The following is a 22,991-nucleotide window of genomic DNA, read 5'->3' as shown; positions in this document are numbered from 1 at the left end:
CAACCTTGCATAGCGCGGCATGTGTCCTTGGGCGTGGCCGCGTTACCGGATAAATTGATGACCCAAACAACCCTATATATTGATGCTGACGCCTGCCCGGTCAAAGCCGAGGCCGAGCGGGTGACCACCCGCCACAAGGTCCCGATGAAGCTGGTATCAAATGGTGGATTGCGCCCGCCTGCCAATCCGTTGGTTGAAACGGTGATCGTCCCCGATGGCCCGGATGTGGCCGATATGTGGATCGCCGAACGCGCCGGAAAGGGCGACGTTGTGGTGACGTCCGACATGCCCTTGGCGGCGAAATGTGTGGAGGCTGGTGCACAGGTTTTGCGCCACGATGGCTCCTCTCTGACCCAGGCCAATATCGGGCAACAGCTTGCGATGCGTGACCTGATGGCTGATCTGCGCTCCGCCGATCCGTTCCGTCAGGGCGGCGGCAAAAGCTTTTCCAAGGCGGATCGTTCACGCTTCTTGGATGCGTTGGAACGTGCGCTCAGGGCGGCAAAGAAAGAGGCAGGGATATGAAACCCGAAGCAGTGATTTTCGACATTGGCAACGTGTTGATCGAATGGCAGCCCGAACGGTATTACGATGCCAAAGTTGGCGAAGAACGCCGCCGCGCCATGTTTGCCGCCGTCGATTTGCATGGCATGAATGATCAGGTCGATCGCGGTGCGGATTTTCGTGACACGATCTATGCTACCGCCGAAGAATACCCTGAGTTTCGCGATGAAATTCGCATGTGGCACGATGATTGGTTGGAACTGGCCAAACCCGCCATCCCGCAATCGGTCCGCCTTTTGCGTCAGTTGCGCGCCCAAGGGATCAAGGTTCTGGCGCTGACCAATTTCGGCATCGGCACATGGGCCATTGCGACACCGGTCTATGAGTTCCTCAACGAATTCGATCACGCCTATGTCTCGGGGCACATGGGAGTGATCAAACCCGAGGCACGTATTTACGAAATGGTCGAGGATGACTGTGGTCTTGATCCCGCCGCGTTGTTGTTCACCGATGATCGGATCGACAATATCAATGCCGCCCTAGCGCGTGGATGGCAAGTGCATCATTTCGACGGGCCCCAAGGTTGGGCCGATTGTCTTGTCGCCAAGGGGCTTTTGACACCGGAGCAAGCCACATGATCACCTTCATCCCCTTTGCCGAAGGTGAAGCCAAGCTAAATTGGATCGCCTTGACCGACGCACTTGAAGCCGGGCACACCCTTCCCAAAGCCGAGATAACCGATACGCTTTTGTACCGGGGCAAAGACACTTTGCTAAACCGGTCGGCGTGGATTGATGGGTTGGGGTTGGCGGTCAAGGCGGCAACGATCTTTCCGGGCAATCCCGCCAAGGGCGACCCAATGGTCAATGGTGCGGTGAACTTGTTTTCCGATAGCCATGGGGGCCTTGAGGCCGTGGTCGATTTCCATCTGGTGACCAAATGGAAAACCGCCGGAGATAGCCTTTTGGCGGCCCGCAAACTGGCGCGCCCCAATAGCAAGCGCATCTTGATCGTTGGGGCGGGGACCGTTGGCCGGTCCCTGCACGCCGCCTATTCTGCCGCCTTCCCGCAGGCGTCTTTCATGCTTTGGAACCGCTCCGAAGGTTCGGGTAAAGCGATGGCCGATGATCTGGGGCTGGATTGGGCACCCGATCTTGAAACCGCGATTGGTGAGGCGGACATTGTGACATCGGCCACCATGGCGTCAGAACCTTTTATTCGCGGTGAATGGCTCCAACCCGGGACGCATTTGGATTTAATTGGGGCCTATCGCCCAGATATGCGTGAGGCCGATGATAGCGCATTGCAACGCGCCCGCATTTTTGTTGATAGCTTTGACACCACGATCGAGCATATCGGCGAGTTGAAAACTCCGCTATCAACGGGGGCGATCACACGCGATCAAGTGTTGGCAGATTACTACAATATCGACGGTTTTAAGCGAACCAGTGATGACGAAATCACTCTGTTTAAAAACGGTGGCGGGGCGCATCTCGACCTGATGGTGAGCCGCTATATTCTGGATAGTTGGAACGCCGTATGATGTTTGTTTGGTTGGTCGTTGCCGCAGGTTTGTTTAGCGCCGGAGCCCTGCCGGTTTACCGAGAGCTAAAACGCCAACCCAAACCCAAAGCCACCCCTATGGCGCAACTGTCGCAGGGGGCGACGCGCTACCGATGGTATGGCGATCCCGGTGCCCCCGTCGCGGTTTGTGTACATGGCTTGTCCACACCATCAGTCGTGTTTGACGAGTTGGCACAAGAGTTGGTTTTGATGGGCTATCGAGTGTTGACCTATGACCTCTATGGGCGTGGTTCTTCATCAACTCCCAAAGCCCGCCAGACCCCAGATTTTTTCGCCAAGCAATTTAATGAGCTGATGGCCAATCAAGACATTGCCAATGACATCACGCTCATTGGCTATTCGATGGGTGGCGTGATCGCCACACACCTCGCCGCGCAAAACCCACACCGGTTTCGCGAGGTGATTTTGTTGGCCCCAGCGGGCATGACATCGGTTGCAGACCGTCCCACACGCTGGGCCATGGCGACGCCTTTACTCGGGGATTGGGCCTTTCACCTGATCTATCCCCGCCACATGAGCGACAGCCTAAAACGCGACGCCGAAAGCGGCACCAAAGCGGTCAGCATTTTGGACGAACAATTGGCCGAGCTTGGAACACGTGGGTTTGTTGGCTCGGTTCTATCGTCTCTGCGTGGCACGCTTCGTCACAAGCAAGAGGCAACACACCGCAAGTTGGCCCAAACCAACGTGCCGGTAACAGCGATCTGGGGACGGGAAGATACTGTTATTCCGTTACGGGCCTTGGGGACACTTACTCAGTGGAACCGCAACGCCCGTCAGGTTGTGATTGACGGGGCCGGGCATGGGTTACCCCATACCCACGCCGTTGAAATCGCCGACGCGCTGGCGGATGGCTACTAGGCCGGTTGCGCGGTTGGCTCTCGGTTCTCTTTGATCGGAAGGTGAACCAGCGCGCTAAACGCCCCAACGCCAACCCCAATCCACCAAACCAAGGTGTAGTCGCCATAGATGTCGTACATCCGACCGCCCAGCCAAACGCCCAAGAACCCGCCAATCTGGTGAGACAGGAAAACGATACCATAGAGGGTGCCCATGTAGCGCAGCCCATACAGATGCGCGACCAACCCCGATGTCAACGGAACCGTTGCCAGCCACAACGCTCCCATAGCCGCCGAAAAGATGATGACGCTTGTTGGGGTGATTGGCATGAGGATGAAGACCGCGGCAACAATGGTACGCAGGGTGTAGATCCCGGCCAGCAGGTATTTCTTGGAATAGCGATTGCCAAGCCAGCCAGCCGACAACGTGCCAATGATATTGAACACGCCGATAAACGAAAGCGAGACCGCCCCAAGCATGGAGGTCGTGGAAATGCCAATGCTGTCCAACAGGCCGCCCGCCATAATCGGGCCACACATTTCGCGAACAAAGGCGGGAAAGTGCGCTGTGACAAAGGCCAGCTGATAGCCGCAGCTGAAAAAGCCCAGAAAGATCAAGGTAAAGGACGGATCGCGCACCGCTTTGCCCAGTATGGCCCCCATGCTTTCTTGCAATTCTTGTTTGCTGGCCGCAGGGGCGCGCATAAGCGGCAGCAACAGCAGCACCGACAGGATCGCAGCGGCAAAAACGAGGAAAACTTGCTGCCACGGCATAGCGCTCAAAAGCCATTCCGCGACCGGCGCGCCGAAAATCTGGCCCGCGCTACCCGCCGCCGTTGCGATGGCAAGGCTCATGGAGCGGTTTTCATCGCTACTGGCGCGCCCAACAACCGCTAGGATCACGCCAAAACCTGTTCCTGCGATGCCAAAGCCAACAAGAATTTCATACATTTGGTGGGCTTCTGGCGTTACAGCCGCGCTCGACAACACCAACCCGGCGGCATAGATCACCGCACCTAAAATGATGGCTTTGCGGTCCCCAACCTTTTCCGCAATCGCGCCAAAGAACGGTTGTCCGATCCCCCAAGCAAGGTTTTGAATGGCGATGGCAAGGCTGAACTCGGCCCGCATCCACCCGAATTCCTCAGCGATAGGAATCTGGAAAACGCCAAAGCTAGCTCGGACCGCAAAGGACACAAGGATGATGACGCACCCTACCAAAAGGACGGGGGTAAATAATGGGGTACGGGTTTGCATCATTGTCGCTCCTCTAGCCGACGCAAGATGCAGAACAGATGGAATCTGGTCAAATCGAATTATTTCATGCATCGCATAAGGATATTTTATGCGTCTTTGTCCTCTACACTTTGGGCGCAACTTTGGATAAGCCCGCCCTATGACGAGCCTACATGATATTTACGACGCCCGCGTAGCCGCTGGCACCCTCAAAAGCGACGACGCGCAGCTCGCGGCCTTGCCCGAGTTGGAACGCATTCGTGACGAATTGGCCAAACCCGTCAAACGCGGATTTTTCCGAAAAGCACCGGAGCCGCCAAAAGGCTTGTACCTTTGGGGTGGTGTTGGGCGCGGCAAGTCCATGTTGATGGATTTGTTTGTCGATGCGCTAGATGTCCCGGCGCGCCGGGTGCATTTCCACGCTTTCATGCAGGAAATTCACACCGAAATGCACCGTCTGCGCTCAGACGGCGTCGAAGATCCAATCAAACCCGTTGCCAAGGCGGTTAGCGATGCGGTTCGTGTTTTGGCCTTTGACGAAATGCAGATCACCGACATCACCGATGCCATGATTGTTGGGCGCTTGTTCGAACAACTGTTCGCAGCTGGCTGTGTGGTTGTAACCACCTCAAACCGCATTCCCGATGACCTTTATAAAGACGGGCTGAACCGTCAGCTGTTCTTGCCGTTCATTGAACAGCTCAAAGACAAAATGGTGGTCAAGGAACTGATCTCTGAAAAGGACCATCGTCAGGATCGGCTCCAAGGGGCTCAGGTCTATTTCACCCCTGCGAATGCGGCTTCACGGGCCGACATTGACACGCTTTGGGAAGAGTTGACCCATGGGCTTGAAGAACCGCTAACGCTGCATGTGAAGGGGCGCGAAGTTGAGCTTCCGCGATATCACAACGGCGTTGCCCGTGCGCCGTTTTTTGATCTCTGTGGCAAAATGCTAGGCCCGGGTGACTACCTAAAATTGGCGGAAAACGTCCGGGTTCTAATCATCGAAGACATTCCGCAACTAAGTCGTCGTAATTTCAACGAGGCCAAGCGTTTTGTGACCTTGATTGATGCTTTGTACGAAGGCGGCGTTTGCCTGATTGCTTCTGCCGCCGCACGCCCCGAGATGCTCTATGTCGAAGGGTCGGGAAGCTTTGAATTCGAACGCACCGCCAGCCGGTTGCGCGAAATGCAAAGTGCGGACTGGGGTGCCAAAGCCTTTGCCAAATAGCGCCAAAACGGATGCCAGATAAAAAATCAGGGTCCCGAAGGACCCTGAAGACTGCTCGTTGGCTATTGTCTGCCTGGTTTATTATCTCTTAATTCGTTTCCGGAATGCGCAGGGTCATGCCTGCGGTTAGATCGCCGGGATTGGCCAAAACGTCTTGGTTTGCGTTGAGGATTTGCAAGTAGGCGACCGTTGTGCCGTAAAAGCGGAACGCGATACCTGGCAGGCTATCACCCTCTTTAACCGTATAGGTGCGCACATTGGCTTTGGGTGCGGTGACAGCAGCGGTTTGTTCATCGGCCAAGGCCTTGATCCGTTCCGCCGATTGCGGTGCAGCCATCGGCTTGCCCGTCATAATTTCACCCTGCGCCTGAAACGCGCCGATGATGCCATAGCTCATGGCCGTGACGGCATCGTCCTTGATCGCGGGCTTGGGGGCCGCGGCTTTGGGAACAGGCACAATAACCGGTGTCGGTGCGGGCGCGGGACGTAGATTGGCTGGGCGCGCAACGGGGCGCACAGGTGGAATTTTCGCAACTTCAACTTCAAGGGCTGCAACAACGGGTACCGGTGTCGGAGCAGTTGCAACCGGTTGGTTCAGAACAACACCCGACTGCACCAGAGCAGGCTGCAGGCTAAGGGTTGCGGGTTCTGACCGGCTGACTTCGTTCAGCTCTCGGTCCCCTGTGCCGGATCGATCATCCAAGCCCCAAAGGACAGCACCGATCATAGTGACCGTGCCAAATGACAAAGCGATAAGCCGGATCATGCGCGCCCCCAAAGGCTGGGCGCGTTGCCGGATTGGCCGGCGAAGCGTTGCGAAACCATGTGTATTCCCCCAAAGAACCGCGTTTTGAAAGTGGCAGCTTTCAGCGATTTCCTTTGTTATAGGCGAATCACCTGAACGGCGTCAACATTTAGTACGCTCGTCAAGTGCTAGGAATGGCACAGGTAAACAACCACAAGGGGTTGCGGTCTATTTCGCAGGCAAAACCAGCGTCTGACCGGCCCGCAAATCGTCTGGTCGGCTCAGAATAGCTTGGTTGGCGGCGAAAAGAGGCCCGGTCATGTTGACGTCGCCGTAAATCTTTTCGGCAATGGAAACCAAGCTATCGCCGGTTTGAACAACATAGATATCAGAAGCCGACGCCGCAGGCGCTGATGTCGCGACCGGGGTTTCATCCAATGAACGGCGCACAATCGTGTGCAAGAGGCTACCCGGCTGACCCGGCGCGCTTTCCCGCCCGGTGGCGTGGTTCAAGCTAGACAGGGTTTGCCACGTCATTTTGCGCAGCGACTGATCGTCAAGATCACCCTGCTGAAGGGCCATCGCAACAGGACGTTGCGGCGCTAGGACCGCTGGTGGCATTTGCTGAGTTAGCAAAGTGTCAGATTGGGGAACTGGCTCGCTCGCGGTGAGCGCCGGTTCGGCGCGTGTAACCATAGGTTCCGGCATTGGTTCGTCCGCGGCGCGGCGCCCCGCCCCCGGTTGTAGCACGACCAATGCCACCGTTACGACGACAAATCCGAGAGCCAACAAAACCATTCTAATCATAATTCACTCCTCGCGCTCATCGACTTGCCGCCGTGCTTAGGCCAAGGCCCACCCACGCGTTCAAGCCACCGCGGTAATACTTTAGCTTGGTTGCCGGATATCCGGCCTCAAGTAGGCTGCGCACAGATTCAGCAGCCTCTGGATCATCCGAGCCAGTCCCGAAAACAACCAAATCAAAGGCACCGGAAAAATCACCGTTGCGCACCCCCAAAGCGTTCAACAAGTCATCCCGATAAGGGTTGCCAGGACGCAATGTTGCGGATGGGACGTTAACAGCCCCAGGAATAGTGCCAACGGCGTAGCCTTCGGGCAGGCGCGTATCGACCAAAAGGCCAGAGCCCCCCGCGACAAACAGCTCAAGGAAATCGAGCATTTCAAGTTCGCCAATGGTGACAACACCCGGCGCGGCCTGCATGGGCTGCAAACAGGCAGGGGGGCAGGCAACGCCCGACCGGGTAATGGAGATAGACGCACCATTCACCGTCATCTGAAACCGGTCGCGGTCTTCAGAAATACGGCTGTCTTGCGCGCTAACCGGCAGAGCCAGCGCAATCGCGGCAACTGCGGTCAGTAAAAGACCATGGTTCATCTGCTCGTCCTCTGACGGTTTTTTGACCGTCACTTGTTATACTTATTCCAAAATATAGGGCACGAGGTGCGAATCAGTCAATATGCAGGGGCCGAACACAAGGGTCATTTCCCAGTGAAACCGCCATATTTCAGCCGATTTCGCGTAGAACGTGCCCCGCAAGGTACAAAGAGCCGCAGATCAGAACCCGTGCAGATGGGTTTGACGCTGCAATATCTGCCAAAGCCTGAGTGACATCATCCGCTGTTTCCGCAGTCATGCCGACGCTGCGCGCCATCTTTGCCGTTTCGTCGGCGGGCAATGTGTTGGCCTCGCCGGGGATAGAAATCGCCGTCAACTGTTGCGCCTGCGCCGCCAAGGGGCGCATGTATCCCGTCGCATCCTTGGTATTGAGCATCCCGCAAATGAGATAGGTCGGGCGCTCGGGCAATCCAGCCAAATGCTTGGCTAGGGCTTCGCCCGCTGCCGGGTTGTGCCCGCCGTCTAGCCACAATTCAACATCCGGTGCAATTTCAACCAAAGGCCCTTCGCGCAGGCGTTGCATGCGAGCAGGCCAATAGGCGTCGGTCATTGCCCCCTCATACGCCGTCTCACCGAAATCAAGGTGGCGCAAAACGGCCAAGGCCGCTCCGGCGTTTTGATACTGATGCGCGCCGGGTAGGTTCGGCAATGGCAGATCAAGCAACCCGCGTTCATCCTGATATATCAAGTGGCCACGCTCTTCGTAGACATGCCAATGCTGACCATGCGCTATAAGCGGCGCACCCAGCGCTTGCGCGCGGGCTTCGATCACCTCAAGCGCCTCGTCAGGCTGAGGGCCAACAACGCAGGGAACACCGCGCTTGATGATGCCTGCTTTTTCACCGGCGATCTTGGCCAAGGTGTTTCCAAGAAACTGCTCATGGTCAATCGAGATCGGTGTGATCACCGTCATCTCGGGCTTTTCCACCACATTGGTCGCGTCCAAACGCCCGCCCAACCCGGTTTCCAAAAGCGTGAAATCAGCAGGGGTACGCGCCATGGCCAAAAGCCCAGCACAAGTCGTGATTTCGAAATAGGTGATCTGTTCACCACCATTGGCGGCGTAGCATTCATCAAGAATAGCAGTCAGGGCCTCTTCGGAAATCAGCTCTCCTGCCAAGCGAATGCGTTCATGAAACCGCGCCAAATGCGGCGACGTATAGGCATGCACGCGTTTGCCCGCCGCCTCAAGCCCAGCGCGGATCATCGCCTGTGTCGACCCTTTGCCATTTGTCCCGGCCAAATGAATGACCGGTGGCAAATCGTTTTCAGGATGATCCAAAGCCGCCAAAAGCCGCCAAACTCGGTCCAACACCAAATCCATCACTTTGGGATGAAGTGCCATCATCCGATCCAGAATGATGTCCGACTTGGCTTGGCTCATTTTTTATCGGCCTGATTTTCGATTTGATCTTCGGGACCGGGGGCCGGCAAATCGCCCCATGTGGGCGGCGTTTGCTTCATCAACATGCGGCAAATCACGATCAACTCGTCGCGCAGGGCACGGCGATCGGTGACGCGGTCCAACATGCCGTGTTCCAAAAGGTATTCGGCGCGCTGGAACCCTTCGGGGAGTTTTTCGCCGATGGTTTGTTCAATCACACGCGCCCCGGCAAAGCCGATCAAAGCGTTGGGTTCAGAAATCTGAACGTCACCCAACATTGCATACGACGCGGTCACGCCCCCCGTGGTCGGATGGGTCAGAACCACGATGTAAGGCAGGTTCTTTTCTTTGAGAATTTGCAACGCGACGGTCGTACGCGGCATCTGCATCAGGCCAAGAATACCCTCTTGCATGCGTGCGCCACCAGCGGCGGAAAACAGGATGAACGGGCGGCCAAGGCGCGCGGCCTCTTCGGCACCGGCGACAATCGCGTTGCCGACATACATGCCCATCGACCCGCCCATAAAGCTAAAGTCCTGTGCTGCGGCCACAATGGGCGTGCGGCCAATGTCTCCGGTCGCGACAAGCATCGCTTCTTTTTCGCCGGTCTTTTTCTGCGCCGCCTTCATGCGTTCGGGATACTTCTTTTGATCCCTGAACTGCAGCGGGTCGGCGATGGGTTCAGGCACGTCGACTTCGTTGAACACGCCGCCATCAAAGAGCGCCAGAAAACGATCACGCGGTGTGATGTGCATGTGGTGGTCGCAATTTGAGCAGACATTCAGGTTGTCGCTGATTTCGCGATGGAACAACATGGTGCCGCATTCACCGCATTTCGACCAAAGGTTTTCGGGCACTTCGCGGCGCGAAAAGATCGAGTTGATGCGAGGACGGACGTAGTTGGAGATCCAGTTCATGAGGCACCCTGCCGAATTGTGTCTTATGCCAAAAGGCGATTTGGCCTGACTTAAGCCTCACTGCGACAAAATGCAATCACACGCGCAAGGCCAGACGGGCCGCAAGCCAATAAATCACCAAAAACAGGAATTCCCCCGGCATATGGGCGCGAATGGCGGCCACGGCTTCGGGGCCATAGGGCAGTTGCCATAGCGCAAGGCCGGACATGTCCCCCTTGAGCGACACAAGTGCCAGCGCGGTAAAATTGTTGGCAAAATGAATGGCGATGGCCGGGCCTAACGTGCCGGTGCGCGCCGTTAGATCGGCGGCCAGCACACCAAAAAGAAACGACCAAATCACAAAGAATCGGGCGTTTTCGCCATAGACCTCGGGCTGATAGTGAAGAACTGCAAAGATCAGAGACGGCACAAAAATCCAAACGGCCGGATTGCCAAAGCGCGCCGCCAATTGCGATTGTAGATACCCGCGAAAGACCAGCTCCTCGGCTCCGGTTTGGATCAGCAGCGCCAAAACGGTCAGCGGCAAAAGTTGCATCCAAGTGCCAAACGGCACGCCGGGCAAGAGATCCCGCCCACCGACCAAAGTGAGCAGCAAAAGCGAAATCGCCAGCAAAATAGCCAAAGGACGCAAGACCAACTTGAATTGACGCAACATGGCCATTCGCGGCCCAATCAGGCTGGCGAAACTACGACCATGAACCATTTCGCTCGCGACGATGGCACCTAGCCCCATGCTTCCGGTCAAAATCAACACGGCCAACAAAGCCGTGGCGGTGTCGGCGCGTTGGATGCTGCTCACAAGATCAAAATATCCTTCGGCGGACATCAGTGCGCGCAGAACCGCAAACACCCCTTGAATTAAAGCGAAATGCACAAATGCAATGACAATAATGCCAATAGCCAAGCGCCCAAGCCCGGCAGAGGGCCGGGCGGGCATTACCAAACGCTCATACGGGGCGTATTTCATTGCATTACTCTTTCGACCGTGGCTGCATGATCGTCACAAGGGGGCCGCTGTCAACGTTTGTCTGCACCACCACCGATTGACGCGACGCACAGGCATGCTACCAACCGAATATGATCGAGGTTTTGCTCAAAACACTGCCGTTTTTCGGGTTGATCGGGTTGGGCTATGGCGCAGCACGGAGCAAATTCTTTGATGAAGTCGCGACCGCGCATCTGACCAAATTCGTGTTCTATTTTGCGCTCTCGGCGATGCTGTTCCGCTTTTCCGCCAACCTGTCGCTTTCTGAAATCTTCGAACCGCGCTTGGCCGCCGCCTATTTGTGGGGGACCGGGTTCGTTTACGGTGTGGTGATGTTTGTCGCCTTTTGGCGCGGCCTCGACACGCCCACGGCGGCGATTGAGGCGCAAGTTGGGGCCATTGGCAACACCGGTTTTCTTGGCGTGCCGATGTTGGCATTGCTACTTGGCCAAGAGGCCATCGGCCCGATCATCTTGATCCTGTCGATCGATTTGATCGTGTTTTCCTCGCTATTGGTCATTCTTGTCACCGGGTCCCGCGAAGGGCGTTCCAAGCTGGCCGTTCTAAAGACAGTTGGTGTCGGCTTACTCAAAAACCCGATGATTGTGTCAATCTCGCTTGGGCTATGCGTCTCAGCAACCGGAGTGCAGATTCCCGAGGTGGTGAATTCCTTCCTGACAACCTTGGGCAATGCAGCCACCCCCGGCGCGCTTTTTGCTATTGGCGCATCCTTGGCCAGCAAGTCCGCCGAACGCATTCATGTGGCCGCTTGGCTTAGCTTTGCCAAACTGATCTTGCATCCGCTGTTTGTCGCCTGCGCGGCCTATATGTTTTTCCGGGTTGATCCCTACCCCGCCTCGGTTGCAATTTCCGCCGCTGCTTTGCCGGTTGCAGGCAACGTCTTTATCCTTGCCCAGCACTACGGCGTCGCCCCGCAACGTGTGTCTGCCGCCATATTGGTTTCGACCGCCGTCAGCATCCTAACCGTCAGCACAATCATTTCTGCCGTGTCGGTCTAGGGTCAGGAATCTCTGCCCTGACAGATGGGCCCGCCACGGCTAGGTTTTCAGGTATTTTTTGACGACAGGGACATTGCCACCATGGATTATATCGAAAAATCCCCAATCGAGACCGGGTTCGCCGAAGTTTTTTACGACCGCATCGAACCAGAGCTGAACATGCTCGAAGGCCAGCGCCAACATATGCATGACACTGGTCGACGCAAGTTTTGGTTGATCATGGGGATTGGGATAGCGTTCGCGATCGGTGCTTATGTCCTACTTCGCGACCATGATTACCAGCTCTTCGCCGTGATTGGCAGTTTGGCCATCGGGCTATTCGTGGCCGGATTGGCCAAGAGCAAAGCCACCCGAGGCTATTCCGGAACAGTCAACAATCTGATCATGCCGGTGGTTTGTGATTTTTTGGGGGACACGCAATATGATCGCCACGCTCAAAAAGGCTTCTCCCTTGGTCGTTTTAAAGAGCTCAAGCTCGTTGGCTCCTATGACGATGATTACCTCGAAGACCGGATCGAAGGCACCCAGGATGGGGTGCGCTATGCGATGGTTGAGGCAAGGCTAACCGAAACCTCAACTGACTCAGATGGGGACAGCAACACCTCGACCGTGTTCAAAGGGCTGCTGTTTCGGATCGACCTACCTAGCCCTTCGCCAACCCGTATTCTCATCACCCGTGATTACGGCAAGGTTGGAAACACCTTTGCCGGCATGTTTTCGGGCAACAAAGGGCGCGGCATGCCCCGGGTTGAAACCAACCATCCGGAGTTTGAGCGGCACTTTGAATTGCATGCTGACGACGCCCAAGCGGCATTGGACTATTTGCCGGGTGCTTTCCTCGACAACCTTATGGAAATTGCCGCAACCGCCGATGGCGGCCCAAAGGGGATGCGCGCGGCCTTTGATGGGCGCGATTTTCTTTTGGCGCTGGATCGCAGCCGTCCGTTTCTGCGGATGCCCGGCGTGCATGAACCCTTGGATGGGATTAGCACCGAGATCAACAAAGTGTTTGAGGATTTCTCACTGGTCAAGCGGATCATCACCCTGCTCAAAACCTAAAAATCACAGCATCCGGTACATGACCAAGGCGTCAACAAACCCATGCTCGGGGTGGTTAAATGCCTCGGGCAAACGCCCAACCACATCAAAACCCGCCCGCTCCCATGTGTCGATGGCGCGGGTGTTTGTGGCGATGACGGAATTATACTGCATCGCGCGAAACCCAAGATCTTTGGCCGTAACCAGACTGTGGGCAAGCATCGCCCGCGCCACACCTTTGCCTCGCGCCGCGGCGGCGGTGATGTAACCGCAATTGCACACATGGCTACCCGCACCCTTGAAGTTGCGCACAACGTAATAGGTGCCTAGCAAAACACCGTCCTCTTCGGCCACAAACACGTGTTTTTCACCGCCTGCCCAATAGTCCAGCGTCTGCTCGGCGCTCATATCCGTGTCGATGGCATAGGTGTCTCCGGCCTGAAACACCGGCGCAATTATTTCCAACACTGCCGCAGCATCACGCGGTTCATAAGAACGTATCGCAACCGTCATCTTCATCTCGCCAAATAAACTCAAAAGCGCGGCCTCTGATTAAGAGACCGCGCCAATAGGGTCATCACACTTTAGAGTTAATTAAAAGACCACCACACTGCGGATGCTTTCGCCCGCATGCATCAGGTCGAACCCTTTGTTGATGTCATCCAAAGATAGCGTATGCGTGATCATCGGATCGATTTCGATCTTGCCATCCATGTACCAATCCACAATGCGTGGAACATCGGTGCGCCCCTTGGCCCCACCAAAGGCCGTGCCCTTCCAAACCCGCCCTGTAACCAATTGGAACGGACGTGTCGAAATCTCTGCACCGGCGGCGGCCACGCCAATGATGATACTTTCGCCCCAACCTTTGTGCGCGCATTCAAGCGCGGTGCGCATGACCTCAACATTGCCCGTCGCGTCAAAGGAATAGTCTGCGCCACCTCCGGTCAGTTCGACCAGATGGGCAACCATGTCCCCGTCCACGTTTTTAGGATTCACAAAATCCGTCATGCCAAAATGCTCGGCCATGGCCTTTTTGTCGTCATTAAGATCAACGCCAACGATCTGATCTGCACCGGCAAGGCGCAGGCCCTGGATCACGTTGAGACCGATCCCCCCCAGACCAAAGACAACCGCGCGGCACCCGATCTCGGCTTTGGCGGTGTTGATGACCGCGCCGATCCCCGTGGTCACGCCACATCCGATGTAGCAAATCTTGTCAAATGGTGCGTCCTCGCGAACTTTGGCCAATGCAATTTCGGGCAACACCGTGTGATTGGCAAAGGTCGAACAGCCCATGTAGTGCAGGATCGGCGTGCCATCCAACATGCTGAACCGTGTGGTTCCGTCGGGCATAACGCCTTTGCCTTGTGTCGCGCGGATCGCCTGACACAGGTTGGTTTTGCCAGACAGGCAGTATTCGCATTCGCGGCATTCCGGCGTGTAAAGCGGGATCACGTGATCACCGGGTTTAAGCGATGTCACACCCTCGCCGACTTCCAAAACAACGCCTGCGCCTTCGTGGCCAAGAATGGCCGGGAACATGCCTTCTGGGTCGGCCCCGGACAGGGTGAATTCATCGGTATGACAAATGCCGGTGGCTTTGATTTCGACCAAAACCTCACCGGCCTTTGGCCCCTCTAGGTTCACTTCCATCACTTCGAGGGGTTTTCCCGCCTCAAGCGCAACCGCTGCACGTGTCCGCATCATGTCTCTCCTGTCGGAATTCGTTGATTTGACACTGCGCGTTTCGCCGGTTTGGCGCAAGATTGAAACGCGACGTCATCTGTTGCGCTTGCGCCAATAATCAGAGTAATGAATATTCATTACTGATTCTAGGTGCACCCAACCCATGCCAAAAGACCAAGGCGAAACGTCCAAACGCATTCATGATGCGATCGTTGCCGAGACTGCCGAAAAAGGCATCGGTGCGGTTGCGATGTTGCCGATTGCCAAACGGGCCAAGGTCTCGGCCGGGACTTTGTATAATCGCTTTGAGAGCAAAGAAGACATGTTGCAACAGACCTACTTGCAGATCAAACACCGCTATCATGGTGACTTGATGCGGGTTGGCGATGTCCCGTCTGATCAAGTGATCCGCCAGCTTTGGACAAACTTCTTTGCCTTTATTCAGGCGCGCCCACAAGAATTGCTTTTCCTCGAATATGCCGGGGCTGCGCAACTTCTGACCAACGCCCAGCGCGCCGAAATTGCACCGCTTCAGGACGAAGTAAGTGGGTTGATCCAAAAAGCTCTGGATGACGGGACCATGCGCCCAATCCCTTTGACGATGGCAATTGACCTGCTCATGGGGCCGGCTTTGTCGCTTGCTCGCCGCCATGCTCTTGCCGGAGGCACAGCCGACCCGGCCGAAATTGAAACAACTTTTGAAACCCTTTGGTTAGGCCTACGCGCCTAACGTTTTCAAGGACACGAACATGACCAAAGTTATCCTAATCACGGGCTGCTCAACCGGCCTGGGAATTTCACTCGCTGTTCAATCCGCTCTGGCGGGCCATACGGTTTACGCCACCATGCGCAATTTGGCCAAGCGTGACGCCTTGGATACCGCTGCGACAAAGGCAGGAGTCTCGCTAAACCTGTTGGCGCTTGATGTCCAAGACAGCGCCACCATCACCGCCGCCGTTGATGAAATCATCGCCAAGGAAGGTCGGATTGACACGTTAATCAACAACGCCGGGGCGGGCTATGTGCGCTCGACTGAACAAGCCACCGAGGACGACATTGCTTGGGTGATGGACGTGAATTTCATGGGCGTGGTGCGCTGTACCAAAGCCGTGATGCCGCATATGCGCAAGGCGCGCGCCGGGCATGTGATCACCATTGGGTCGGTTGGCGGGCTTGTTGGCCAGCCGTTCAACGAAATCTACTGCGGCGCGAAATTTGGTGTCGAAGGCTATATGGAGGCCATGGCCGCCTATATTACCCCGAGCTTTGGCATCAATTTCACCACGGTTGAGCCCGGTGGCATCGTCTCCGAATTTGCCAACTCGGCCCTGAAACAGATCGAGGCCTCTGGCGGCATGTTGGATGACGAATACACCCCAATTCTACAGCAATACATTGCTGGGGCGACGTCGCGGCAAGGTGGGGACGTCTATCAAACCCCGGATGAGGTCGCGGCGGTTGTGATGGGCGTTGTCGCCGCCGAACACCCCCCGGTGCGCACCCGCACCTCGGATTGGGGTGAAGAGTTATGCCAGTTGAAAACGGGCCTCGACCCCGATGGCACCAAGCTTCAGGCCAAAATTGTGTCCCAATTCCTCGGGGAATAAAGGGCGGGGGCCTGTGCCCCTTACCCGGCTATTTTTCGATCCGATAGGGCTTGTGGCATCCCGAACAGGACCCGCCCAGCGCGCCCATCCCGGCGCGCAATGCCTCAAGGTTTGTTGGATCAAGCGCTTTTGCCGCCTCTTCCATCGCCCCTGCTTTGGCCATGAAATCAGGCCAATCCAACCAAATATCTGGGCGTGCTTCGGACTTTGGATCACTGGCGGGTGTTTCAAAAAGCTCCGGAATCTGAGCGGCATGTTTGGCCAGCGCGTTGCGCGCTTTCTCGGCCTGGGCTGCGTCGTGGGGCGTTTTGCCCTTGGCCATATTGCCAAGCACGGCCATCGCCTCTTTGATGTCTGTCATCAAAGTCATCCGCTCCATGACTGCTTGGTTTTTAACACCGCCATGTGCCAAAGCGGCGGTGCCTAGCCCAAGACAGAGCAGGGTCAGTGTTTTGGTGAATCGCATGTCATTTCTCCCTCCTCCCCCCTCTACCCCAATCTGAACACGGACTCGACTCACAGCTTTGCGACGCGCTAGAACAAATAGTGAACAATTTGCGAATCTGATGCCCCATCGACGTATCCTCTCCCTCTGGTTTCCGCGCCTTGGTGCGCAACGGCTGATCCGCGCCGAACCGCATCTGCTGGGCTTGCCTCTGGCCGTGGTGCGCGACGAGGGGCAGGCACAGGTTTTATCCTCGCTCTCCTCTGATGCCTCCAAGCTGGGGCTACACCTGCGCCAACCGCTGCGCGATGCCTATGCCATGTGCGGAGAGCTGATCACCCGCCCCCAAAATGAACGGCAAGAAGCGGTGTTTCTGGGCGTGTTGCATCGCTGGGCAGGCAAGTTTTCGCCATGGGTAGCCGCCGCGCCCCCCGACGCGCTGGTGATTGACCTTACCGGCTGCGCGCACCTGTTTGGCGGCGAAGAGCAGCTTGCCGAACAGGTCGCCCAAGATTGCGCCGATCTTGGGCTGTCGGTGCGATTGGGGATCGCCGACACCTTGGGGGCCGCATGGGCCTTGGCCCGGTTTACGGCACAAGATGGCGGGGTATCACATCGCTCAGGCGATGCCATCGACCAAGAGGCACGCGCCACGCGCTCGCGGGCCGGCAAGCGACGACATTGGACCCGCGGTGGCGCCGCTCCGCGCAATGGAACCGCACCATCCTTGCAAGATCGCATCGCCCCGGTGGGCAAAACATGGCAGGTCATGTCGCCCCTGCCGGTGGCGGCGCTACGGATCGATCCGCAACTGGTCGATCAGCTCAACCGGCTGGGCCTGCGTCGGGTCGGTGATTTGATTGGCCAACCCCGCGCCGGATTGGCACGGCGCTTTGGTCGGGGTCTGGTGGACAAGATGGATCAGGCGATTGGCAGCGCCCCGGAACCCATATCCCCCGCCAAACCGCCCGAACGCTTTTCGGTACGGCTCTCCTTTCCCGAACCGATCGGGTTGGAAGAGGATGTCGCCGCCGGGCTGGCCCGGATGCTCGATCAACTCTGCACCAAGCTAAAAGCCAAGGGGCGTGGGGCGCGGACATTGCGGATCGAAGCGCACCGCTGTGACGGGCAAATGGAGTGGCAACAGGTCAGCGCCGCTGTGGCCAGCTGTGACACACACCGGCTGATGCCTCTCTTGCGGATGAAACTGTCGGAGATCGAGGCCGGACCCGGCATTGATATGTTGCGCCTTGAGGCCACGGGCCATGACGCGATGCAAGACAGGCGGATGGCCGGGCACGCGGTGGCCGCTGCCCGTGGCAAACAGCGCAAGGATCAAGGCGCGGCTCTGGAGGATTTACTGGGGCGGATTGGGGCACGGATCGGCATGGATGCCATCACCCGCAAACATCCCGCCAGCAGCCATATCCCGGAAAAATGCGCCACCGTTCTGGCGGCAGCCTGGTCTGATCCGGCTCAGGACTGGCCAGAACCGCCAACCCCGCGCCCCTTGTTGATGTGGCCAGCCGAAGCCGTCACCGCCCCGGACACGGCCACCCCGCCCAAACACTTTCACTGGCGCGGGCGACCCTTTGAAACGCTGACCGCCAAGGGACCCGAACGTATTGCCCCCGAATGGTGGCTCGACGAACCGGCTTGGCGCAGCGGTCCACGGGATTATTGGCGCGTTGTCACCGATCACGGGGATCGGCTCTGGCTCTATTATGCCCATGGCGGGACGATGTCCTCGGGATGGTTTTGCCAAGGGTCCTTTTCCTAACATCCATGGCGATAGCAACCAAACCGCGCGTCTGGGCGCAAAATTTTTGCAAAAATTTTCGCCCCTCTCCCCCGCACACCTAGCCAAGCAGGCATCCCCGTGCCAAAACCCGCCGCAATCGCGCCCAGAGGAAACCATCATGCCCATCGTCTCGCTCATTGCTAAGCCCGGCCACCTTGACCCGGCCCTTGTGGACAACCTGCGCAATGCCTGGGGCGGCGGTGTCGCGACATGGCTGGCTATGGACGAAGCGGCGGAATTTCCGCTGGCAGCCATCCCTGACAACGTCGACGACGTCCGCGCCTCGCTCGTCGATCAGGTCGATCTCAACATCCTCCCTGACGACAATCGCAAGAAACGCATGGTCTTGGCCGATATGGACAGCACCATGATCCAACAGGAATGCATCGACGAGTTGGCCGAAGAAGCCGGCGTCGGGGCCTTTGTCAAAGACATCACCGCCCGCGCCATGAACGGCGAGTTGGATTTTGATGGCGCGCTGACCGAGCGGGTCGCCTTGCTCAAAGACTTGCCTGAAAGTGTCATCGACACCGTGGTTGAGAACCGCATCACCCTGATGCCCGGCGGCAAAACCCTTTTGGCAACCATGAAAGCCCAAGGCGGCTATGCCGCGCTGGTGTCGGGCGGGTTCACTGCTTTTACCTCACGTGTGTCAGATCTTTTGGGGTTTGACGAAAACCGCGCCAACAGCTTGTTGATCGAGGACGGCAAATTAACCGGCAAGGTTGGCCTGCCGATTTTGGGACGCGAGGCCAAAGTGCAGGCGCTAGAGGAAATCACCGCGCGTCTCGGCATCAGCGAAGCCGATGTCGTGGCCGTGGGCGACGGAGCAAATGACCTTGGCATGTTGACACGTGCCGGGTTTGGCGTGGCCCTACATGCCAAACCAAGCGTGCAAGCGGAATGTGCATTGCGGGTCAATCACGGTGATCTAACTGCGCTATTGTACCTGCAAGGCTACCCAAAGGCCGAATTTGTTTCTGAATAAGTCCAAGCGGTAACGACCAAGCCCCCGCCCGTCACCGAAACGGGTCAGCCCGGCTTTGGAAGGGATCACGGTTCGCCGCAGAAAGCGAGCGGGCGCAATCAAGTAGCTTGAACATAGAGGCTTTGGAGCCGGACAGCGAAAACACCGCAAGCTTGGCCCCGTCGGTGTTATAGAGCGCAACCGCCCGCCCCGCGGCCAGTTGGTCGATAAGCTCAACGGCTTTTTGACTGCCATCCAAGGCAAGATGCACACTTTGGCCATCACCCGTTCCGGTCATGAACCACCTCTCGTAGTCCACGTCCAAAACGAATTTCAGCGGCCGCGCGGGGATATCCCACCGACGATCCCAAAACAGCACAACAGCATTTCCCATGCCATTGGCCCCAAGGATAAACGACTGCCCTTGGCGATTGATGGTCTCAGCGGCGCAAGATCCCGGCGACCCATTGGACGGCGGCACCAGCGACACACGCCATTCCTTGTGCTGAAAAATCTGTTGCGCATTGGCGGGTGCCGCAACAAACATCGCTGCGATCAAAACCGCGAATTTCCACATAACAAGCCCCCGAATTAGCTACTCTGCACGCCAAGGCATAGATCGCGAAACCGGCAAAAAGAGGGCGAAAACCCGGCCTGTTTATTCGGGTTTTATCCTGTTTTTAGTCCGGACAAACCCGCCACCGGGCGAATTTCACCGGTGACCAGACCGTCCCAGTTCTTGATCGGTGGGTTAAGGAAGCGTTTGACCTGTGGGTCTTGGGCATCCAGCACGCCCAAACGCACCAACAAGGCGGCAATGGCGCAATCAGATGCCCGCGTCGCCCCATCGGCAATTTTCAACGAAATCCCCATGTCGCGTTGGGGCAAAATGGCGACGAAATATCCTTCGGCCCCGGTTTTGATCGCCACAGGCTCTTTGGCGGCGCGCATCAAATGCGTACAGGCGCGGCTTTCACCGGCAACCAATTCGGGAAAGGCGATCATGCCCTCAACCAACTGCGCGGCCGCTTGCGACATGCCATCGCCGCGCGCGCCCGCCGAGGCGAAAAACGCCATCGCGCGGGCCATGCCGTGCATGGTGGTGGCAAAATTTGGGGCCGAACAACCATCAATGCCGTAGCCGGGGCTCTCGGCTCCTGTGACCTCTTCAAATGCCTCACGCACCGATTTTTGCACCGGATGGGTAGGGTCAACATAGTCGGAACCCGCACCCAAATGCTTGGTCAGGGTCAAAAAGCCGGAATGTTTGCCCGAGCAATTGTTGTGCACACGGCAGGGACTTTGATCGGATCGGATCATCTCAAAGCGCAATTCCTTGTCACGCGACGCCTCGGTGCCACAAATCAGATCACCGTCACCCAGCCCCAATTCGCTAAGCCAAGTGTTTAACGCCTGCACATGAACGGGTGCGCCTTGATGCGACGCACAGGCCAAAGCCAGCCGATCCGGTCCAAGCCCAAAGGCCTTGGCCGCACCCGACATCACCAAAGGCAGGCCCTGAATCATCTTGGCGGAGCTTCTAGGCAACACCACCGCCTCTGGGTCGCCCCATGCCTCGACTATACCACCTGTGCTATCACAGATCACCGCATGCCCCATATGTTGGCTTTCAACAAAGGGACCACGATGAATTTCAACCATTGGTTCGGGTGCGCGTGTCATATGTTCCTCGGGGCTAAGCAATATTCTGCCAACAGGGCTTTTCGTTTTTGGTTGTTTCAGGCTATTGTCGCGCCGTCGAGATAAAAAACTTCGCCCTGACGTTTTGCTTGGATTGACACAATGCTCGGACGAACCGAGTTCAAAGCAACGAATGGGCGAGCGATGAGTGATGAGGCTAGACAGCTTGGAGGCTGCAGGAATGATTTCAGGTCTTGGTCGGGTGATCGGAGCCGGCGCAGTTGCGCTGATGCTGACCGCTGGTGTGGGCGCTGCGCAAGAAGCAAGCACAAACCGTGTAGATGCCATGACCGATTGGTCGGTCTTTGAGGGGGATAGTCCCAAAGAATGCTGGGCGGTTTCTACCTACAAAGAAAGCGTGAACACAGATTCGTCGGGCCGCATCAAAGCGGTAACCCGTGGCGACATCTTGTTGATGGTGTTTCACCGCCCCGGTGCCGGTGTCAAAGGTCAGCTTGCCTTTACTGGCGGATATCCGTTTGCAAAAGGCTCCACTGTAAATTTGAACATCAGCGGAACCCAGTTCGAGCTTTATACCGAAGGTGAATGGGCTTGGCCCGCAACACCACAGGATGATGCCAAAATCATCACAGCGATGAAACGTGGGGCCAACGCGGTTCTAACCGCTAAATCCGGGCGCGGCACCGTGACCAAAGACACATTCTCGCTTCTCGGCTTTACCGCCGCTGTTGAGGATGCGGGCAAGCGCTGCAACTAACGCTCGACAAAAAGTTTGATCGAAAGGGGCGGGGCTTAAACCTCGCCTTTTTCTTGGGCCTGTTCGAACCCTTCGCGTAGGACATAGTCGCGTAGCCGTTTTCCCGGCTCATCGACAAAACTCCGCCCCGCCTCAAGAACTCCGCGCATCCGGTCAATCCGAAACACCCGAAAATCATCGCGCGTTTCGCACCAAGCGGTACAGGTCCAAACCTGCCCCCAATACTCCATCTGCAAGGGGCGAATAAATCGGCGGCTTCCCTGCCCATCGGCACGGGCATAGTCGATCTCTAGAACTTGTTTTTCACGGATGGCGGCGCGAACAATTGGCATGTGGGCAAAGCTTGCCTGAAGCGAATCCATGCCAAAAATCGCCAGACCCCAGCCATCGCTCGGAGGTTTGCGCGCGTCTGGCATGACTTGGTCGACCTTGTCCACCAACCGACGGGCGGCCTGTTGCAACTCTGGATCGGCAGAGCGTTGCACCAACGCGGCCCCCAAATGCAACGCCTCCAGCTCCACTTCGGTCAACGAAACCGGTGGCAAGAAAATCGGAGCACGTAGGATGTATCCGACGCCCCGCTCCCCTTCGATCGGAATGCCCGATCCGACCAAGGTTTCGATGTCACGATAGATGGTGCGGACCGACACTTCCAAAGCTTCGGCCAAGTCGGTCGCCTTGTGCAACCGCCCGTCACGAATAATCTGGATAAGCTCAAAAAGCCGGTCGGTCCGCCGCATTTGGTTCCTACCCTTCACGCCCCAAGACACTGAAATGTTGAATATCCAACGTCTCTTCGTCCAAAACCGCGACAAGGTCGCCCAGCTCGGGATATTTGTCGACCTTGAATTCCTCAAGCACCGCCTTGGCCGCCGCCATGTCGACCCATTCGACAATATCGACAAATAGCCCGTCTTCAGTATGGGCCAATTTGCGCGATACAAAACCCGGTTGGGCCTTGGCAAAGCTTTGGGATTTTTCCCACGCTGCTGTCGCTTGCTCTGGGGTGGTACCGGCTTTGACACGGTAGCGAACAACTTCAAGAACTGACATGTTTTCTCCTTTACTTGTCTGTTCCGCTTGTGACGCACCCCAACTGACAACACCCTGTCAGTTACCTTGATGACCAAGTGCATTTTCTTTTGCTGCAAAATCGTGTAGACG

General features: G+C 56.9%; 26 protein-coding genes. 12 read left to right on the top strand and 14 right to left on the bottom strand.

Annotation, left to right across the window (positions count from 1 at the left end):
- The first annotated feature begins 57 nt into the window (after positions 1-57).
- Genes Q1A43_RS16900 through Q1A43_RS16885 form a run of 4 tightly spaced genes read left to right on the top strand, consistent with a single transcriptional unit; the run spans position 58 to position 2,949 of the window.
- A complete protein-coding gene (locus tag Q1A43_RS16900) occupies positions 58-525 on the top strand; it encodes a YaiI/YqxD family protein (RefSeq protein WP_299922910.1) in 468 nt (155 codons plus the stop codon).
- The gene (locus tag Q1A43_RS16895) at positions 522-1,142 is read left to right on the top strand and encodes an HAD family phosphatase (RefSeq protein WP_299922908.1); all 621 of its coding nucleotides are present in this window, start codon (positions 522-524) and stop codon (positions 1,140-1,142) included. Before Q1A43_RS16900 ends, Q1A43_RS16895 begins: the two co-directional genes overlap by 4 nt.
- Entirely contained in the window at positions 1,139-2,047 is a 909-nt protein-coding gene (locus tag Q1A43_RS16890; protein WP_299937110.1) for an ornithine cyclodeaminase, read from the top strand. Before Q1A43_RS16895 ends, Q1A43_RS16890 begins: the two co-directional genes overlap by 4 nt.
- Complete coding sequence (locus tag Q1A43_RS16885) at positions 2,044-2,949, top strand: alpha/beta hydrolase (protein ID WP_299937107.1); 906 nt, start codon at positions 2,044-2,046, stop codon at positions 2,947-2,949. Before Q1A43_RS16890 ends, Q1A43_RS16885 begins: the two co-directional genes overlap by 4 nt.
- Here the strand turns inward: Q1A43_RS16885 and Q1A43_RS16880 are convergent.
- Positions 2,946-4,184, bottom strand: a complete 1,239-nt coding sequence (locus Q1A43_RS16880) for an MFS transporter (RefSeq protein WP_299937361.1) — start codon at positions 4,182-4,184, stop codon at positions 2,946-2,948. The two genes, Q1A43_RS16885 and Q1A43_RS16880, sit on opposite strands and share 4 nt — an antisense overlap.
- Positions 4,185-4,323: 139 nt before the next feature.
- Between Q1A43_RS16880 and zapE the strand changes: the two genes are divergently transcribed.
- Positions 4,324-5,394 carry a cell division protein ZapE gene (zapE, locus tag Q1A43_RS16875; protein ID WP_299937105.1) on the top strand — a complete coding sequence of 357 codons (1,071 nt, stop codon included), beginning with the start codon at positions 4,324-4,326 and terminating at the stop codon, positions 5,392-5,394.
- An 88-nt stretch (positions 5,395-5,482) separates the two neighbouring features.
- Here the strand turns inward: zapE and Q1A43_RS16870 are convergent, their stop codons facing one another.
- The 6 genes from Q1A43_RS16870 to Q1A43_RS16845 all read right to left on the bottom strand — a co-directional run bounded on the left by Q1A43_RS16870 (position 5,483) and on the right by Q1A43_RS16845 (position 10,824).
- Positions 5,483-6,160, bottom strand: coding sequence for a LysM peptidoglycan-binding domain-containing protein (locus Q1A43_RS16870; protein WP_299922900.1), 678 nt, complete (start codon positions 6,158-6,160; stop codon positions 5,483-5,485).
- Between the two features lie 207 nt (positions 6,161-6,367).
- Complete coding sequence (locus tag Q1A43_RS16865) at positions 6,368-6,946, bottom strand: LysM peptidoglycan-binding domain-containing protein (RefSeq protein ID WP_299937103.1); 579 nt, start codon at positions 6,944-6,946, stop codon at positions 6,368-6,370.
- 16 nt (positions 6,947-6,962) lie between these two features.
- The gene (locus tag Q1A43_RS16860; RefSeq protein ID WP_299922896.1) at positions 6,963-7,535 is read right to left on the bottom strand and encodes a rhodanese-like domain-containing protein; all 573 of its coding nucleotides are present in this window, start codon (positions 7,533-7,535) and stop codon (positions 6,963-6,965) included.
- 130 nt (positions 7,536-7,665) lie between these two features.
- The gene (locus Q1A43_RS16855) at positions 7,666-8,940 is read right to left on the bottom strand and encodes a folylpolyglutamate synthase/dihydrofolate synthase family protein (protein ID WP_299937101.1); all 1,275 of its coding nucleotides are present in this window, start codon (positions 8,938-8,940) and stop codon (positions 7,666-7,668) included.
- Positions 8,937-9,857, bottom strand: a complete 921-nt coding sequence (gene accD / locus Q1A43_RS16850; RefSeq protein WP_299922893.1) for an acetyl-CoA carboxylase, carboxyltransferase subunit beta — start codon at positions 9,855-9,857, stop codon at positions 8,937-8,939. Before accD ends, Q1A43_RS16855 begins: the two co-directional genes overlap by 4 nt.
- Before the next feature lie 76 nt (positions 9,858-9,933).
- Entirely contained in the window at positions 9,934-10,824 is an 891-nt protein-coding gene (locus tag Q1A43_RS16845) for a CPBP family intramembrane glutamic endopeptidase (RefSeq protein ID WP_299937098.1), read from the bottom strand.
- A 110-nt stretch (positions 10,825-10,934) separates the two neighbouring features.
- Between Q1A43_RS16845 and Q1A43_RS16840 the strand changes: the two genes are divergently transcribed.
- A complete protein-coding gene (locus tag Q1A43_RS16840; RefSeq protein WP_299922889.1) occupies positions 10,935-11,861 on the top strand; it encodes an AEC family transporter in 927 nt (308 codons plus the stop codon).
- 81 nt (positions 11,862-11,942) lie between these two features.
- Entirely contained in the window at positions 11,943-12,920 is a 978-nt protein-coding gene (locus Q1A43_RS16835; RefSeq protein WP_299937095.1) for a DUF3137 domain-containing protein, read from the top strand.
- Positions 12,921-12,923: 3 nt separating this feature from the next.
- On the opposite strand, the gene Q1A43_RS16830 is transcribed toward Q1A43_RS16835, so the two are convergent.
- Together Q1A43_RS16830 and Q1A43_RS16825 are read right to left on the bottom strand one after the other, a co-directional pair.
- Positions 12,924-13,412, bottom strand: a complete 489-nt coding sequence (locus tag Q1A43_RS16830; RefSeq protein ID WP_299922885.1) for an N-acetyltransferase — start codon at positions 13,410-13,412, stop codon at positions 12,924-12,926.
- Between the two features lie 81 nt (positions 13,413-13,493).
- Positions 13,494-14,606, bottom strand: coding sequence for an S-(hydroxymethyl)glutathione dehydrogenase/class III alcohol dehydrogenase (locus Q1A43_RS16825; protein WP_299922883.1), 1,113 nt, complete (start codon positions 14,604-14,606; stop codon positions 13,494-13,496).
- 145 nt (positions 14,607-14,751) lie between these two features.
- On the opposite strand from Q1A43_RS16825, the gene Q1A43_RS16820 reads away from it, so the two are divergent.
- A complete protein-coding gene (locus Q1A43_RS16820; protein ID WP_299937092.1) occupies positions 14,752-15,318 on the top strand; it encodes a TetR/AcrR family transcriptional regulator in 567 nt (188 codons plus the stop codon).
- A 19-nt stretch (positions 15,319-15,337) separates the two neighbouring features.
- A complete protein-coding gene (locus tag Q1A43_RS16815; RefSeq protein ID WP_299937090.1) occupies positions 15,338-16,195 on the top strand; it encodes an SDR family oxidoreductase in 858 nt (285 codons plus the stop codon).
- A 28-nt stretch (positions 16,196-16,223) separates the two neighbouring features.
- Here Q1A43_RS16815 and Q1A43_RS16810 read toward each other — a convergent pair whose 3' ends face one another.
- A complete protein-coding gene (locus tag Q1A43_RS16810; protein WP_299922877.1) occupies positions 16,224-16,661 on the bottom strand; it encodes a cytochrome c in 438 nt (145 codons plus the stop codon).
- Positions 16,662-16,761: 100 nt separating this feature from the next.
- On the opposite strand from Q1A43_RS16810, the gene Q1A43_RS16805 reads away from it, so the two are divergent.
- Both Q1A43_RS16805 and serB read left to right on the top strand, forming a co-directional pair.
- On the top strand, positions 16,762-18,420 hold the full coding sequence (locus Q1A43_RS16805) for a DNA polymerase Y family protein (protein ID WP_299937087.1): 1,659 nt from the start codon (positions 16,762-16,764) through the stop codon (positions 18,418-18,420).
- Positions 18,421-18,559: 139 nt separating this feature from the next.
- Positions 18,560-19,429, top strand: a complete 870-nt coding sequence (gene serB, locus Q1A43_RS16800; protein ID WP_299937085.1) for a phosphoserine phosphatase SerB — start codon at positions 18,560-18,562, stop codon at positions 19,427-19,429.
- Between the two features lie 31 nt (positions 19,430-19,460).
- Here serB and Q1A43_RS16795 read toward each other — a convergent pair whose 3' ends face one another.
- Positions 19,461-19,985, bottom strand: a complete 525-nt coding sequence (locus Q1A43_RS16795; RefSeq protein ID WP_299937082.1) for a hypothetical protein — start codon at positions 19,983-19,985, stop codon at positions 19,461-19,463.
- Positions 19,986-20,077: 92 nt separating this feature from the next.
- The gene (locus Q1A43_RS16790) at positions 20,078-21,091 is read right to left on the bottom strand and encodes an asparaginase (protein ID WP_299937080.1); all 1,014 of its coding nucleotides are present in this window, start codon (positions 21,089-21,091) and stop codon (positions 20,078-20,080) included.
- A 199-nt stretch (positions 21,092-21,290) separates the two neighbouring features.
- Here Q1A43_RS16790 and Q1A43_RS16785 point away from each other — a divergent pair, with 199 nt between their 5' ends.
- Positions 21,291-21,827, top strand: a complete 537-nt coding sequence (locus Q1A43_RS16785) for an invasion associated locus B family protein (protein WP_299922867.1) — start codon at positions 21,291-21,293, stop codon at positions 21,825-21,827.
- Positions 21,828-21,862: 35 nt separating this feature from the next.
- Here Q1A43_RS16785 and Q1A43_RS16780 read toward each other — a convergent pair whose 3' ends face one another.
- Together Q1A43_RS16780 and Q1A43_RS16775 are read right to left on the bottom strand one after the other, a co-directional pair.
- Positions 21,863-22,567, bottom strand: coding sequence for a YafY family protein (locus Q1A43_RS16780; protein WP_299937077.1), 705 nt, complete (start codon positions 22,565-22,567; stop codon positions 21,863-21,865).
- 7 nt (positions 22,568-22,574) lie between these two features.
- The gene (locus Q1A43_RS16775; RefSeq protein WP_299922863.1) at positions 22,575-22,880 is read right to left on the bottom strand and encodes a hypothetical protein; all 306 of its coding nucleotides are present in this window, start codon (positions 22,878-22,880) and stop codon (positions 22,575-22,577) included.
- Positions 22,881-22,991 lie beyond the last annotated feature (111 nt).

Origin of the sequence: uncultured Pelagimonas sp. (genome assembly GCF_947498515.1) — a bacterium.
Lineage (GTDB): Bacteria > Pseudomonadota > Alphaproteobacteria > Rhodobacterales > Rhodobacteraceae > Pelagimonas.
Note: the sequence above shows the minus strand (reverse complement) of the source record. Positions and strands in the feature narration are given on the sequence as shown.